We start from the raw sequence: 16,321 nt of genomic DNA, 5'->3' as shown, positions 1-16,321 counted from the left end.
GCTTGATTACTTACTAAACTCTTTACCTTTCGAGGAGCTATGAAAAGCTTAAAATCTACGGTAAAGTGTCTCACTTATGACTATTAGGCATCATGTAAAAATAAGTTGTACAACAAAGTTTATTTGAAATAGCTTGCTAAATCTAGCTTTCACATACTTTCACATAAAAATTGTTTAGGTTATTTTTACAAAAATCCTTAGCCCAGAGTTTTAATTCAGGGGGGGCAAACAGAACAGACTGTAAAATAGGTTGAGGACTAAAATATTGTAAAATTTTATTGCGAAAACAGTTTTTTGAGATCAATCAAAGGATGTATTTTTGGTAAAAACCGAAGGCTCAAATGAGCTAAGAGCCTTCGGCGATTTATCAATATACCAGGCTTGTGAGGCTAACTCTACTTGCAGAAGTTAATACTTATTGTGAGTAGAGTTTAATTATTACTACTTATGAAGAAGTTTGAGCAGCACTGGCAGATGAAGAAGTAGCACTATTCTTAGTGGTGGTTGTTTCAGTAACGGTTGAAGTTAGATTGACGAGGCCGCCCGATGCAGAAGAATCTGCAAATGCTTCTGCAAAGTTGAAGTACTTCTTGGGTTTAGGTGGTTTGTTGGGGACTGTGTTACCACCACCAATAATTTCTTCTGAGGTATTTTCTAAGTAGTTAAGATCAGAAATGATCATTTGAGTTCTCCTAAATTTTGTAACTGTTGTTGGGAATATTTGGTCTAACCAACTTGTTTCGTTTGGCTATACATCTAATATACTTTATTCCTCAAAAAAGTCAATCCTTTTTTGAGGAACTTATGATTAAAAAAACTGATGTATTTATGTTTAAAAATCATTATATGTAGTCATATTTAAAGTTAAAAAAAGTTGTATGACAAATTTAAGCAAAAATTGCAATTATTGCTGCATAGCAAGAGTTATAACGATTAAATTTAATTTTTAAACAACACAAAATAGCACTTTGTCGATATATTCACAAAACACTAAAAAAGAAAAGCTATTAAGTTTTGAAGTAAATAAAACCTGTATCTGCAACATTTTTGAAGACTAGAGAAATCTCCCCTAATTTAAGGTAGATATTTAGCAACAAAAACATTTGAAAATTCCTAAATTATTTAGTCTTGGTGAATAACATATCTATTAATTCCTCTTGTGAACCGTCTGAGTCTATTTGAGTAACTATTTTCATCGTGGTGATTTGTTGCTTTAACCACTCAGAAAAGGATTCTGTAATGATTTTTTGGCGCAACTGTTCATCTAATTGGGGTTGAATGACTTCTTCCACCCAAATTAAATACACTCCCTTGGGAGTCATTATCGGTTTGAGAGCTTCTGGTGGTGCAGCAGCAAAGACAGCGGCTGCAATCTCTGGACGAAAATCTTTGCGGTATCGGAGTCCTTTGTATCCATAAGCACGACGGGCTTCTGGTTCTGAGATATATAGACGAGCAATATCTGGAAAATTGATTTCGCCTTCTTCTAGGGCATAAAAAAGCTCTAAAGCCAAGTCTCGATCCTCGAAGACAACTTCGTAGGTAACGGCGGCGATATAATCTAGCTGATGTTCGTAAAAATGCTTTTCCAGTTGATTGGAAAATAGATGATTCGCTAACTTTTGCGAAAGGATGTTGTTGTAAGCTAATTCTTCAAACTGATCCACAGAGAGGTGGTGTTTTTCTAGCCATGACCAAGTGTCTTTAGCTTTGACAAGCTTCTTGGCGAACCTTAAGTTATCTCCTTCTTGCTGTAGTTCTTCTGGCGTGACTGTAATTCCTGCCGCTTGAGCTGCTTCGGCAATAATACTTTGCGATGCGATCGCTTCCACAACAGCAGGTATCTGACAGGAGAGTTTCAGACTGTGAATGATATCTGAAGTGGAAATGTTCAGATTGTGGGTCATAACACGATATCTCCAATAATTAAGTGGATTGGGAATTGGGCATCGGGCACGGGGCATTGATTATTCCTCCAGCCTGGCTTGTCCTATTTCCTGATTCCAGTGCGATACCTTTAACTACATCTCCAAACCGCCCTTTTTCAGTTTCTTGAACGGATCTAGAACAAAGTCAATTACTCGCCGTTGACGAATGATCACTTCAGCATTTGCTGTCTGACCCGCACCTAATGGAATACGTTTGTTGCCACTTTGGACATACTGCTGGTCTAAGGTGATTTCTAATTCATAGGTTTCGATGTTGCCTTGCGGTGTTTGGCTAACTTTCGAGTCAGGCGAGATCCAAGTAACTTTTCCTTGCACGATGCCATACTCTTGGAAAGGATAGGCATCAAACTTAACTTTTACTGGCATTCCTAACTTCAAGAAACCGCTATCCTGATTAGGCATATTTGCTCTGAGTACGAAGTCTGTTTTCGTGGGTGCAATTTGGGCAATCCTTTGACCGACTTGTACCACCGCTCCTGGCTTAGTGGTGGGTAATTCAAAAATCACCCCATTAATTGGCGATCGCACCACGCGCTGCTGAATTTGCAATCTTGTAGATATAAGCTGGCTTTTAGTCTGAGCGATTTCTGATTGCGTTGCTGTTATTTGTGCCTGTATATCTTTTAGCTGCTCCTGATTTTTCATTACAGCTAGTTCTCCGGCTTGCGTGGCACTTTTATAGCTACTTTGTTCTTCTTGTAATCGGAGTTTTGCTTGTTTGATATCAGACTCCAACGTTTTGATAGTTACTTGATAACTATTTAGCTCTTGGGCTAAACGCAATTGAGCTTGTTTAATATCTGATAAAGACTTTTTATAAAGTCGTTTGCTTTCTTGCTCTTGTTTTTTGATTTCATCAAATTGGGTTGGAGCAACTACCTTATTGTCAACGAGTTTGCTAAAACGTTCAGCTTGCGTAGAATCTATACGTAAACGAGCTTCAGCCGATTCCCGGTCATCTTGATTGGTTAAAATTTGCTCCTCTGCTTGTTTAACTAATGATTGTTTTTCTAACTTTTGGAGGTTATAGCTACTCAGTTTGGCATCCAGGTTTTGCTGCACCTGGTTAAGTTGAGCCATTTTTTCTAATTCTTGGGATTTATTTTGTTGTTCTAAAAGACTCGTTGACATTAAGAGTTGATTTTTCAGCAGTTCCAGTTGGGATTGCCGATTTTGTAGCCCTTGCAATTTGCTCTGGACTTGTTGGAGTTCAGTTTGTAGTAAATCAGCATCCAATTCCAGTAAAACCTGGCCGGCTCTAACTGTATCTCCTTCTTTAACCGTAACTGCTTTAACACTCCCACCAGCTTGAGCGTCTAATTTTTGAGTTGCGCCTTTAGGTTCTATACGCCCTCTGGCGCTACCAGTTTCATCTACTTTCGAGAGAGTTGCCCAAGGTAAGAATAGACCAGCAAAGCCGATGAGCGCATACAACAAACCACGAGTCCAAATTTGAGGTAAGGCATCGAGTAGTTTTTCTGTACCGTAGTACAAATCTTGACTTTCATTTTCTGCCTCTGTCTGCTCGTCAAACTCTACTGATTCCTCTTGCTGTTTGTAACCTTGATATTTATCTTGCTCATCTTGGGGAAGTGGGGACGATCTATTGGGATGTGGCATGGTTTTATTTCCGATAACAGTAGATGGGGAGTGCAGGAGAAATCAATTCAAAATTGTACCCTTATAGGGAAGCAACTACGCGCAGAGTCTCGTCGAGAATAAAAAGACTGCCCAATGCCCCATCAACTAACTTGAGACATCTGTTGTTGATTCAGGTAATAATAATGACCTTTTTTAGCGATTAATTCGTCGTGGGTACCGCTTTCTACCAAAATACCTTGATCCAAAACCAGGATTAAGTCCGCGTTGCGGACTGTAGAGAGGCGATGGGCAATAATTACACTTGTGCGTCCTTTAAGAATTGTTTTGAGGTTGTTTTGAATAATTCTTTCTGATTCTGAATCTAGGTGACTAGTGGCTTCATCAAACAGTAATAACCGAGGATTTCCGAGCAAAGCACGAGCAATAGCTAGGCGTTGGCGCTGCCCACCAGAAAGCATTCCGCCGCTTTCACCAATTTCTGATTCGTAACCCATCGGTAATTTTTGAATAAATTCATCGGCTCCAGCATATTTTGCTGCTTGGATAATTTCTTCTGAAGAAGCATTTGGATTAGCGATCGCAATGTTTTCCCGAACAGTCCCACCAAACAGAAAAGTATCTTGGTCTACAACGCCGATTTGGGAACGGAGCGATCGCATAGATACACTGGTAATATCGTTACCATCAATGAGTATTTTGCCATCTGTTGGTGGGTATAAACCCAAAATTAATTTACTGAGAGTTGTTTTTCCAGAACCGCTGCGCCCTACGACTGCAACCATCTGTTCTGGCTGAATTTCAAAGTTGAGATTTTCTAATACGTTAGTGTCACTTTCTGAATGATAACGAAAGGTAACATTCTGAAAACAAATGTTACCGCGGAGTTTACCCAACGACTTGCGGGGTTTTGTCGCTAAGTCTTCTTCTGGTTCCGCCTCCAACACATCATTAATGCGTTCAGTGGAAATCACAATTTCCTGTAATTCATTCCACAGTAAAGCCAGTCGCTGGAAAGGACTCAAGACGTTACCCACCAACATATTGAAAGCAACTAATTGTCCAATAGTTAGTTCGCCATTAATTACCTGGGTCGCTCCATACCACAGTAATGAAGTATTTACAAAGGTGTGGATGACGCCACTGATAATTTGCAAGCGATTATCAATTATTTGAGCATTAAAGTCTTTTTTGATTAAATCATTTAGCAGTTCCTCCCAACGCCAACGCACTGTCTGTTCAATTGCTAATGAGCGGACGGTACGAATTCCGCTTAGGGATTCTATGAGATAGCTTTGTTCTTTGTTAGCTGCATTAAAAATATCTCTGGAGATGCGGCGCAAAATACTTGTGCTGGCCAGCGCCAAGATAAAAAATGGCGGTACAGTACACAGCACGAATAATGCCATCCGCCAGCTATAGGAGAACATCAAAGCCAGATAAACCACTAATGTCAGCATATCCAACACAATCGAGAGTGTCTGACCAGTTAGGAAGTGCTGAATTTTCTGGTTTTCTTGGATGCGCGAGATTATATCTCCAACGAAACGCGACTCGAAATAAGCAAGGGGTAAACGGAAGGTATGTTTGATGAAGCCTACGAGTAAGGCGATACTAATGCGGTTAGCAGTGTGAAATAAGAGATATTGCCGTACACCGTTGACAGCAACACCAAACAACCCAAAAACAATCATTCCCAAACCAATGGCGTTTAAGGTTGGAACACTACGTTGCACAAGTACTCTGTCGAGCAACAACTGGGTAAATACTGGCGTTACTAACCCAAATAATTGAATTACTACCGAAGCTATGAAAATTTCTACCAGTGTTCGATAGTGAGGTTTGACTAACTCAAAAAATTTCCAGAAGCTTCTACTTTCGTCCTTAGCACTTTTTAGTAGAGCTGTAGGTTGCAGTAACAATGCATAACCAGTCCAACCTGCTTGAAATTCAGCTTTTGTCAGGCTGCGTTGACCAAGAGCCGGGTCACATACAATCACCCGCTTTTTGGTGATTTCATAGACAACAATAAAGTGTTTACCTTCCCAGTGAGCAATTGCGGGTAAAGGTTGTTCTGCTAATTTATCAAGAGTAGCTTTCACTGGACGGGTGGCAAAACCCAAGTATTCTGCTGTTGCTGCCATCGCCTTTAGGGATGCACCGTTACGAGTTACATTGGTCATATCCCGTAGGCGATTGATACTAAAATGTTTGCCCCAATAGTTACCAATCATCACCAAGCAAGCAGAGCCACAATCAGCTGCACTTTGTTGGGCATAGAAGGGATAGCTTTTGGTGATACGTTTCCACCAATGCCCCATTTGTACTTTCGGACTGGGAAAGTAAAAACGTGATTTTTTTGTTGGCTGATGTTGTGACTGATTCTCTCTTTGGGGAAAAGGAATAATTTTAGATTTTGGAGATTGGGAAGTTTTTTCTCTAGTACCCAGTCCCCAGCGATGCACTGAGCCGATCGTTGTGTCCTCAGTTTCCGATTCCGTTCCGCTGACGTTCATGGCAAAAGCCCACTCCCCCAACTCTGGGAAGTATTCTAGTGCTGTTTGCATCTGGTCGTTTTTCAGAATGTAAGCAATCGTTGGTTGCGTTGTTTGCCAATCTCCTTGTTTTGGTTGAGCAAAGATTGTACCTGGTGTCAAAGAATGGCCTTCAGAATGCCGCAGTTGACCTTTGTACAATAGCCACAACTGTGAATCTTGGGATATTTGTGGACTTACAGAGCCAGTTTCTAACTGGTGTCGCTCAAACAAAGATAAGGCTTTGAGCATTCCTGAAACTTGTGATGTATGGCGTGGAAATTGTGATACTTGGCGACATAACAACAACAAATCCCAAAGTTCTGCACGGGCGAATAGGCGATCGCGAATGTTAGGATACTTGTCTATCAACCTTTGCAATGCTTCTTGCCTGAAATAGCCAAGTTTTAAGCTTGTCGAAGCTCTAACTACATAAGGACTAAAGTTAGCTTCGGGAAACAAGGTCAATTCACCAAAAACAGACCATGCACCAAAGGTAGTAATTAAATTCTCAGAGCTATCTAATAGTCGGACTTTACCTGTAAGAATAATGTATATACCAGGATTCGTGTGTGCAGATTGCCAGAATTGCTTTGCTGATGGTGGCTCCACAATCTCCATTTCTGCCAAAAAGTTCTCTAATTCTTTTTCTGAAAGTTTTGTACCCAAGGTGTATAAAAGTCTTTCACCCACATGTTGCTCAGAAAGCACTGGTGGCATTTTCTTATCTCCACAAAAAAATTTAGTTATCAGTCTGAATCCAATTCAAAAGTTCATTAAAAATATTATTTAATCCCGTATTTTCACCGAGGAAACTCTCAGCTTTATTAGAGTAAAGTTAGAGAAATAGGATGGTAGCAAAGCATCTATCTTTTACATCCAAGGTATTTTTATTGGGTGGACAACCCACTTGTTGCAGCCAGTTATTGATGTGGCAATAACTAGTGTAAATGTCAAAATATCGAGCTATAGCTTTGTTTACTTACATTTAGCTTCAAGAGCAACTAACTGCGTTAACATACTCCACACAAATATGGATAGCTTATTTTGGCAATCAGCGGCAGTTGTAAGTGATGATTAAGAGGAATTATTTTCGGAGCATAATTTGCTATATGCAGCAATAGCTATACAAAGTATTTCCTTTCTCAATCACAAACTCTTGAAGTTTTTTCTAGTTCTGGACAATGTTCTGGCTGAAAGTTAGCTTTCATGCTCTTGAACAAGACCTGACTCGGAAGAATTCTTAAAAGAATGTTTTCGGACATTCCTAACTTTTTAACAGCCTTGTCTTGACTTAAATGGTGTGACATAATTGTAGTTAGAAATTGCATTGAGTCGTAAATTATGGGAAAACGTAATTCATTGCAGTTGTGTGATCAAAGCCTGACAGCAAAAAAACCATAAGTACAAATCTGACTAACCTTGTAGTGTTAATCAGAAATTTACACATTTGCAATTAGCGCCCAGCATATTCCCCTAGTGCTTTGCAAGTCTTGAGGATAGTCTCCGGGATAGCTTCATTTTTATCGTGCAACCTAGAACAAAAGAGGATTTTGAGTAGGTTACAGGAAACAGAAGACTATAAAAACTATAAAGCTATAAAAGCACATTGTAATTTTTGTTTGAGTAGTATTTTACCAATTAAGCAAAACTCCACTTAAACAAATATTGCTTCAGCTTGCTTGGAGATTCCAGAATGGATCTTTTCCCAGCACTGCCTAGTATCTTTAAGTGAGCATCTAGCAAGTTATTTAACGTTTGTATTATACCTCCTATAGTGTAATAAATGCAAGTGACTAAAAGAGACTTGCGAACATCATATTTACATACAAACATGATATTTACATAATTAGTTTACACTCCTTAGCTGTGGAATTTAGATATTTTAGGAGTTTCTTAATGTAAATTTTATAACAAGTCACCTAATAGATGATTTTTAACAAAAAAAATATATTTCACAACCATTTATACATTAAATCTTTAAATAGCTAGGCGGCATAACATGATGCTAGTCATAACGGCGACTATTGTTTGCTTAAAGGTGATATTTAAGTTGTTTGAATTAGCTGTGAGGTAAAACACATTAATGTTGTGATCAAGCACACACACTAGTTAACTACCGTAATCTTAGCATTTTTCCCGTCAAGGGTATAGCAGCAATACATATTACAGCTTGATAGAAGTTGAGAAATAACCATCATGTTTAAATGAGCCGATAGTTCAAAAAATGACAATAAGTCGCAAATTCGTCTTTTAAAACCTAAGATTGCGATCCGATCAAGTAAAGTAATAAATGGATAAATTTAATGGTGGTTATGGAGCCAGTACCCTGACGAAAGTGTGACACCATAGATTTGGTTAAATATAGGAAATCACCCATAGCGGTTCTCAATCAGATGAGGTACATCCTCAAACTTAAAAAATTTATATATGAAGTCCAGTTATACCTCATTAGCAGAGGAACCGCTATAAAAGCAACCAATATCAGCTTGGTTGCGATCGCAATGCTGTTGCTGCATATTTATCCACTAGAAAATCTACTTGATGAGAAAATTATCCCTCTGTGATGTCGGGATCTTTATATTACTCTCACCAGAGAATATTTAAACGCTTGTTTCTCCGTGCTTGGTTGCAAACAAGGATTTTTTAGCTTTGCCGATTGAGCAGGGCTTTGAAAAAGACTCAAGGTCAGCATCTTAGTTTTCTCTCCTCAATAAACATCAGCCGATGCGCTTTTACAGCAATTTTCAGGGATAGGGATTTAGATTACAAGTGAGATGGGGTAGGGAGTAGGGAGTAGTGTAGTTCAATTACTTGAAAAGTGCTGTAAGTTGCATAGTTCAAATCGCTAGAAAGACGCAAGAATGCGGAGATTTAATTTGGATGACGATTAGCTTAAAAGACCAGTAGGGAATTCAGTTCCTAAGTTGTGGGGCGATCGCTCAATTCTCTGCTTGGCTTGCTCTATGAAAGTAGTTTGTGTCATACTTAGAGAAATCACCAATTACTAAATCCCGACCGACTTTAAGTAGTATTTTCGGGATCACTGTAAGTAATACAGTTAGGCCAATGAGGATTGGAGATTGAGGGGAGACTGCCATCGTGCGAAAAATTGATGTTTCTGCAAACTAGTGGTCCACCACATCAACTTTGGTGGGTGAATAAGTTCGTAGTAAGGACTCCGCAAAGTTACCTTGGCAGACTAATAGAGATGCTTCCATATTGAAAAACATCTCTTGTTTTGTAGTACAGTGAATTGCAAAGGAGTATTTATGTCACAGTTGGAGCAAGCAGTGCCAGACACCTTTGTAGCCAAAGGCTTAGAAACTCTCCCCAATATTTTCGACCGAGTTGAGGCTTTGTCCAAAGATTTTGCCACCCGTGCAGGGGCACACGATAGAGATGCTTCCTTTCCCTTCGAGAATTTTACAGCTTTGCATGAGGCAGGATTGCTCAACCTCACCATTCCACGTGAATTCGGTGGCCAGGATTTGGGGTTGGCAACTATCTGCCGGGTGATTGAAGGGATAGCGCGTGGCGATGCTTCGACCGCATTAGTACTGACAATGCACTATCTTCAACATGCTCATGCAGCCCGTAGCCGTCGCTGGCATCCAGAAGTCTATAAGCGGCTGTGTCATGAATCAATTGAAGGCATTGCCCTGCTGAATGCTGCCCGTGTTGAACCAGAGTTAGGAACGCCAGCTAGAGGCGGATTGCCTGCGACAATTGCTGAACGAACAACAGAGGGCTGGCGTTTAACAGGACATAAGCAATACACCACAGGCAGTCCCATCCTCAGCTATTTTGTTGTTTGGGCACGGACAACTGAAGATGAACCACAAGTTGGGAATTTTCTAGTTCCGCGCGATTTGCCAGGTTTGCGAATTGTCGAAACCTGGGATCACTTGGGGATGAGAGCTACAGGCAGCCACGATCTCATTTTAGAGAATGTATTAATTCCCTCAGAGTATGCTCTAAATATCAATCCCATATCTGCTGCGCCATCTTTTGATCCGCTAATTTCCACTTGGGGCAGTTTGACAGTGAGTGCCTTATATCTCGGAGTTGCTAGTAGTGCGCGAGACTGGCTTGCTAAATATCTTTGGGAGCGATCGCCTTCTAATCTCCAAGAGCCACTGGCAACTCTGCCACGCTTCCAAACTGCCGTGGGTGAGATAGAAGCGCTGCTATTTGCTAATAATAGATTGATTTATAGTTTGGCTCAAGATATTGACAAGGGCGAATATAAGCCTAAGGTAGGATTACAGGCACAGGCTGTTAAATATCTCACTACAACCAGCTCGATTCGTGCTGTGGAGATTGCCCTAGAACTAACTGGTAATCCTGGTTTATTAAAAAGGAATCCTTTAGAGCGTCACTACCGTGACGTTCTATGTAGCCGTATACATACACCGCAGAATGATGTTATTTGCCAGTCATTAGGGAAATCTGTACTGAAAGTCAAGTGATTAAAGACTAAGGATTAGGGACGAATGTCACTAAGATAAGGCAGTTCTTGCTGGAGGCAGAAGGGAATATTCTAAAATGCACTCTAAAGCTTGTGGTCAAAGGATTTTATAACTCCAGCAAGGCAGCCCTCTGCCTCCTGCCTCACCTTACAGCTATTTTCAGGTAAATAGACCACGCGGTAGGGGCGCAAGACCTTGCGCCCCTACAACAGATGTAGTTCAAATACATGAAAACTGCTGTAATAAAGAGCTAAACTTAGTGCCATTCGGATTAGGAACAAAGAGCAGTGAGCAGGAGAAAGGAATCTTTCCCCATACTCAATGCTCAGTTCCCTTAAAATAATCAGGACTTTGTTGAGTTGAGTTACTAATTAGAGCCGACGTAGTTAAACCTTGACTGGTTGTCGGAGTCAGCTTTACTCCTGATCAATTTTTTCGATATCATCAGGTGTACCAGTGGCAGAAATTTTTGATGTGCCAGATTTGCCTGCACCTGAGTTGCCGCCAGAAGCGCCAGCACCCCCTGAGTGTTTAGAATCTGTGTTGCCTTGTTCTTCTTGAAGCTGTTCAATCCGGTTTTTTTCTTGAGCTTTATCTTTTTGGTCAGCCATATCTTATTTACATTTTTCGCATAGCGATCGCTATATACTCTAGCATTTATCTTTATTCAAGCGACATAACGAGGCAAATGCTTTTAATTGAAGCTTCTGGACTACGTTGCTGGCAATAGCTCACTCCCTTTAAAACTAGCTTGTGGATTTTTGGGTTATGAGATTGCCCAAATCCCTTTGTACACATCGTACTACCTCAATATTTAGGTGCTATCGCATCGTTATAGGAGCAATAATTAATTTTTTGGAATTTTGAATTGCTCAGTATCCTGCTTGTTTGTCTACGACATTCCGCAAGGGCTGACCAGTTTGGTAGCGTTTGAGATTGTCGATAAACAGTTGTGCTATGCGCTCTCTCAGGGGTGGCGACAAGGCTGAACAATGGGGTGTGATAAAAGCGTTCGGTAGCGACCATAAGGGACTTTCTGGCGGCAGAGGTTCGGTTGCAACCGTATCTAATCCAGCACCAGCAATCCAGCCCTCACGTAGTGCGGTAAGTAATGCGGCTTCATCTATGATCGCACCACGAGCAATGTTAATTAGGTAAGCAGATTGACGCATAGAGCGCAATGCAGCTTCATCGATCGAGCCTTTAGTTTCTGGAGTAAGTGGTGTAGCAATAACTACATAGTCTGTGGCTGGGAGGAGCGATCGCCACTCATCAGCACCCACAACTTTGTCAAAATTCGGTAGGGGTTCGGGATGGCGGCGACTACCCCAAACTGTAACTCCAAAGGCTTTGGCACGAGATGCGATCGCTTGACCGATATTTCCTGTACCGAGAATTAATAAAGTCGCGTCTGCCAACTCTTCGAGAAACACTCCTCTTACCCAAGTGTGTTCATTCTGCAAAGTTTGCAATTTCCGCAGATTCTTGGCGTGATAGAGCATAAATGCCAGTACAAATTCCGAAATTGGAATTGCATGAACCCCTGCGCCATTAGTGAGGATAATGTCCTTTTGCAAAAAAGTTGGCGTGAGGATGTGATTCACGCCAGCACTTGGTGACTGTTGCCAACGCAGCGCGGGTGCTGCTGTCAGTACTTTGTCAAGAGTAGAGGTTTTTAGGTAAAATCCATTGACATAAATCTCTGCATCACTGGCATCACCATCAAGATTACCTTCACTATCCACCTCTACTACATCTATATTAGATGGTAGGCGTGGCTCTATATCTGCAATGAGATGATCGGGTAAAATTAATTTCACAATTTGCTACTCCCTAATTCCATTTTGGATTTGGATTTTGGATTGTGCAACCCAATTGGCAGCACCTCTTCATTTTTAATCGTTTAGTATCCTGCTTTTTTATCTACTACATTTCGTAACGGCTGACCAGCTTGGTAACGCTTTAGATTGTCGATAAATAGAGCTATTGAACGCTGTTTTCTACCTCATTAATAGCTTTTGCTCTTTCAATTAATTCATTTAGTAATAATTTACCTATGCCTTTTCCTCGATATTCTTGTTCAACATCCATACTACTAATATATGCTTTATGCCTGAGTTTTATTCTTAATTCTTGGTGAAATGCGACTATTCCAATTAAATTTTTATCCTCAAAACATCCCAAAATAAAGTTATCGTTATCTACTGGAATTCTATCCCGAAATTGTTCTATCGTCTTAATTACTTCTTCTTGATATATTGTGCCAAATGAATCGGGATTTTTATCTAAAGCTTCTAATCTAATCTGTCTATAATCTTCTGCATCATACTTTGTTAATTTTTTGATGATCATTAGATTAAATATAAATAATAGATATTTGCGTATTATTTATTTTCAATAAAGCAATATAGATTAAAATTATTATATTTTAGTTTATCTATATCGTGAATATAGAAAAAATCACCCAGATTAGCAGAGAGGAGAGTTGAGAGGTATTTTTAGTATTCATAAATATTTTTTTTATTGCTATAGATAGCTGCTTTTTAAAAGTAAGTTTTAATCTCGAAGTAGCATATTTACCGCAGCTACCTCAAGTTTAATATTGATTGACTACAAAAAGCTTAAATTTCAACTACTTAGCTGTAATAACTGGTTGTTTACCTGAGTATTCTCATTGCTCATTACTCGTTCTAAAACTGCTTCTCTGATATTGATAAACACTTCACTACTTCGATCTCGTGGGCGTGAAAGTCTTACAGGCAGATCGACAGAAATTTGCCCTTGATCAATTATTATCACTCGGTCTGCCAACGCCACAGCCTCTTCCACATCATGAGTAACCAAAAACGCAGTAAATCTTCGCTCTTGCCATAAGTTTTCAATCAAATGCTGCATCTCTAGGCGAGTTAGAGCATCCAATGCTCCCAAAGGTTCATCTAGCAACAACAAACGGGGCTGACTGACTAACGCTCTGGCCAATGATACCCGTTGCCGTTGTCCTCCAGACAAAACATAAGGCCACTCATCAGCCCGATCTTTGAGTCCGACTTTATCGAGTGCCCACAAAGCTTTTTCACGCCAATTACCTTCTAAGCCCAATCCCACATTCTGAACAACGCGCTTCCACGGCAGCAAGCGTGAGTCTTGAAACATCACTGTTACAGAACGGCTGAGTCTACGCAGTGGTTCTCCATCCAGTAGTATTCCACCTGAAGTTGCTCTATCTAATCCTGACACAAGACGTAATAAGGTACTCTTACCACAACCACTTCGTCCGACAATAGCAACAAACTCACCTGCTTCAACTTCTAAATTCAGCGACTTTAAAACAGTTTTCTTTCCAAAACCTTTCGTCAAATCCAAAATACTTAGTTTTATACCCTGTACATTTGAACTCACTTGCAAAACCTCCTTTTTGAAAAAAACTGAAATTTAATTATTTGATGAGACGTCAAGAACGCAAATCACACTCAAAATTAATAGAACTCAAAAGTTAAAATCAGGAATTTTTAACTTTTGATTCTGGTGAATATAGCATTTATGACTTTTGATAATTAGGGTTCCAAGCCAAAAATTTTGTTTCTAATCCTCTGGCAACAGAATCTGCTAATTTACCCAGCAGTGCATAGATTACAATACTCAAAACCACAACATCTGTTTGCATAAACTCACGGGCATTCATTGCCATATAACCAAGACCAGAATCTGCTGCGATCGTTTCTGCCACAATTAGTGTCAGCCACATAATCCCCAAGGAAAAACGGACACCAACGAGAATCGAAGACAAAGCTCCTGGAAAAATAATTTGCCACAGAAGTTGTGGTGTTTTTAATCCATAGACTTTTCCCATTTCAATCAGTCCAGGGTCAACACTGCGGATACCATGAAATGTATTGAGATATAACGGAAAAAATACCCCCATAGATACTAGAAATAATCTGGCTTGATCGCCAATCCCAAACCAGAGAATCACTAGCGGAATTAATGCCAAATTAGGGATAGTACGGAGCATTTGCAGGGAACTATCCAATAACTTTTCTGCTACACGGGAAAAGCCATTAAGTAATCCTAAACCGAACCCAATACTGCCACCAATTATAAAACCAGATATCGCCCGCCCAGCACTAATTCCTATATGTTGGAACAGTTCTCCAGTTGAGCCTAGTTTAATCGCTGTAGCGATTACACCACTAGGGGCTGGTAAAATCCTGGTTGAAAGTAGTCCAGTTTTAGAAGCAAGTTCCCAAAGAATTAATATGGTAATAGGCACAATCCAAGGAACTATTTTCTCAATTTGAGGGTTGTCTAACACCTCGATCAGGGATATCTTGTTTTTGCTTTTGGTGCTTTTAAAGGTAATAGTCATGGAATTTGGGATTTTAGATTGTTCCAAAGGATGAATCTAGAAGCATCACCAACATAATTAGTAATTTGCTCTTTAATTACAAATTACTAATTATTAAGTCATGAAGCACTTGTGAGTTGTTTCGCAAATTTTTCATTGGCGACGATTTCGCCAACAGAATTCAAGACTGGTGGCGTTAAAGGTGCAGGTTCATTCTGCAAAGGTAGGCGGGGAAATAATAATTCAGCCGTGCGATACGCTTCTTCTAAATGGGGATATCCAGAGAAAACGAATGTTTCTATGCCCAAATTGTGATATTCCAGCATCCTAGCGGCAACGGTGTCAGGATCTCCAACTAAGGCCGTACCAGCACCACCCCGCACCAATCCAATTCCTGTCCACAGGTTGGGGCTAATCTCTAAGGCTTCTCGACTACCACTATGTAATTGACTCATGCGCCGCTGTCCTTCAGAATCAGAATGAGCTAAGTCTTTCTGAGCTTTTGCGATCGCATCCTCATCGACATACTTAATTAGCTCATTGGCAGCATCCCAAGCAGCTGACTCGGTTTCTCGCACAATTACATGTAAGCGAATCCCAAAACGGACTGTTCTACCTTGTTCAGCCGCCAATTTCCTAACTTCGGCAATCTTTTGGGCAACTTGTTGTGGAGGTTCACCCCAAGTCAGGTAAACATCTATATGTTTAGCAGCAACCCGCTTGGCAGCAGCTGATGAGCCACCAAACCACAAAGGCGGATAGGGTTTTTGAACTGGTGGGAATAAGAGCTTACCACCTTTAATATCCAGGTAGTTTCCTTTAAAATCGACTGTTTCTCCACTGACGATACCCCGCCAAACTCTGAGAAATTCATCGGTTAAATCATAGCGATCGTCATGACTAAGATGCAAGCCATCCCCAGCTAGTTGCACAGGATCTCCACCTGTCACTACATTAATTAACAATCTTCCTTTAGAAATTCGGTCAAATGTTGCTGCCATCCGTGCAGCAACACCTGGGGAAGTAATTCCTGGGCGAATTGCTACAAGAAATTTCATCTGCTTAGTGACAGATATGAAAGCGGCGGCAGTTATCCAAGCATCTTCACAAGAACTCCCTGTGGGTAACAATGCGCCCGTGTAGCCTAAACTATCGACAGCTTGGGCAATTTGTTGTAAATAATCAGGTGTGACAACACGAGAGCCAATATCTGTGCCTAAATAGCGTCCGTCATGAGATCCAGTAGGAATAAACCAGAGAATTTGCATTTGTATCAGGCAGGGTACAAGGATATCTTATACGGTAGATCGATCAAATTGCCGTAGTTTATAGTCAGCATTTGACAGGAAATTATTTAAAACGCCAGTATAGATTAACGATTCATAAAGAAAACTGCCCACAAAATTGACGTTATCACGCACA

12 protein-coding genes are annotated in these 16,321 nt (G+C 40.3%); 2 read left to right on the top strand and 10 right to left on the bottom strand.

Features of this window, described 5'->3' with window-relative positions; translation table 11 throughout:
- Positions 1 to 445: 445 nt before the first annotated feature.
- The 4 genes from V7L12_RS14505 to V7L12_RS14490 form a co-directional block, all read right to left on the bottom strand.
- Positions 446 to 682, bottom strand: a complete 237-nt coding sequence (locus tag V7L12_RS14505; protein WP_104905523.1) for a hypothetical protein — start codon at positions 680 to 682, stop codon at positions 446 to 448.
- A gap of 436 nt (positions 683 to 1,118) precedes the next feature.
- Positions 1,119 to 1,907 (bottom strand): peptidylprolyl isomerase, encoded by a 789-nt coding sequence (locus V7L12_RS14500; protein ID WP_335085065.1) that lies wholly within the window; start codon positions 1,905 to 1,907, stop codon positions 1,119 to 1,121.
- Positions 1,908 to 2,021: 114 nt separating this feature from the next.
- On the bottom strand, positions 2,022 to 3,569 hold the full coding sequence (locus tag V7L12_RS14495) for an HlyD family efflux transporter periplasmic adaptor subunit (protein WP_335085063.1): 1,548 nt from the start codon (positions 3,567 to 3,569) through the stop codon (positions 2,022 to 2,024).
- 122 nt (positions 3,570 to 3,691) lie between these two features.
- On the bottom strand, positions 3,692 to 6,802 hold the full coding sequence (locus tag V7L12_RS14490) for a peptidase domain-containing ABC transporter (RefSeq protein ID WP_335085061.1): 3,111 nt from the start codon (positions 6,800 to 6,802) through the stop codon (positions 3,692 to 3,694).
- Between the two features lie 1,676 nt (positions 6,803 to 8,478).
- On the opposite strand from V7L12_RS14490, the gene V7L12_RS14485 reads away from it, so the two are divergent.
- Both V7L12_RS14485 and V7L12_RS14480 read left to right on the top strand, forming a co-directional pair.
- A complete protein-coding gene (locus V7L12_RS14485; RefSeq protein ID WP_335085059.1) occupies positions 8,479 to 8,649 on the top strand; it encodes a hypothetical protein in 171 nt (56 codons plus the stop codon).
- A gap of 705 nt (positions 8,650 to 9,354) precedes the next feature.
- Positions 9,355 to 10,554, top strand: coding sequence for an acyl-CoA dehydrogenase family protein (locus V7L12_RS14480; RefSeq protein WP_335085057.1), 1,200 nt, complete (start codon positions 9,355 to 9,357; stop codon positions 10,552 to 10,554).
- 416 nt (positions 10,555 to 10,970) lie between these two features.
- On the opposite strand, the gene V7L12_RS14475 is transcribed toward V7L12_RS14480, so the two are convergent.
- The 6 genes from V7L12_RS14475 to ssuD form a co-directional block, all read right to left on the bottom strand.
- Positions 10,971 to 11,165, bottom strand: coding sequence for a hypothetical protein (locus tag V7L12_RS14475; protein WP_298905490.1), 195 nt, complete (start codon positions 11,163 to 11,165; stop codon positions 10,971 to 10,973).
- Between the two features lie 261 nt (positions 11,166 to 11,426).
- On the bottom strand, positions 11,427 to 12,377 hold the full coding sequence (locus V7L12_RS14470; protein WP_335085193.1) for a D-2-hydroxyacid dehydrogenase: 951 nt from the start codon (positions 12,375 to 12,377) through the stop codon (positions 11,427 to 11,429).
- 160 nt (positions 12,378 to 12,537) lie between these two features.
- Positions 12,538 to 12,906 carry a GNAT family N-acetyltransferase gene (locus V7L12_RS14465; protein WP_335085055.1) on the bottom strand — a complete coding sequence of 123 codons (369 nt, stop codon included), beginning with the start codon at positions 12,904 to 12,906 and terminating at the stop codon, positions 12,538 to 12,540.
- A 276-nt stretch (positions 12,907 to 13,182) separates the two neighbouring features.
- Positions 13,183 to 13,953: an ATP-binding cassette domain-containing protein gene (locus V7L12_RS14460; protein WP_335085053.1), complete on the bottom strand. Its 771-nt coding sequence runs from the start codon at positions 13,951 to 13,953 to the stop codon at positions 13,183 to 13,185.
- A 139-nt stretch (positions 13,954 to 14,092) separates the two neighbouring features.
- Positions 14,093 to 14,920: an aliphatic sulfonate ABC transporter permease SsuC gene (ssuC, locus tag V7L12_RS14455; protein WP_335085048.1), complete on the bottom strand. Its 828-nt coding sequence runs from the start codon at positions 14,918 to 14,920 to the stop codon at positions 14,093 to 14,095.
- Positions 14,921 to 15,018: 98 nt separating this feature from the next.
- The gene (gene ssuD, locus V7L12_RS14450) at positions 15,019 to 16,167 is read right to left on the bottom strand and encodes an FMNH2-dependent alkanesulfonate monooxygenase (RefSeq protein ID WP_335085046.1); all 1,149 of its coding nucleotides are present in this window, start codon (positions 16,165 to 16,167) and stop codon (positions 15,019 to 15,021) included.
- Positions 16,168 to 16,321 lie beyond the last annotated feature (154 nt).

Origin of the sequence: Nostoc sp. (genome assembly GCF_036918245.1) — a bacterium.
In the GTDB taxonomy this organism is placed as follows: domain Bacteria; phylum Cyanobacteriota; class Cyanobacteriia; order Cyanobacteriales; family Nostocaceae; genus Nostoc.
The sequence above is the reverse complement of the archived record's forward strand: the minus strand, read 5'-3'. Positions and strand labels throughout refer to the sequence as shown.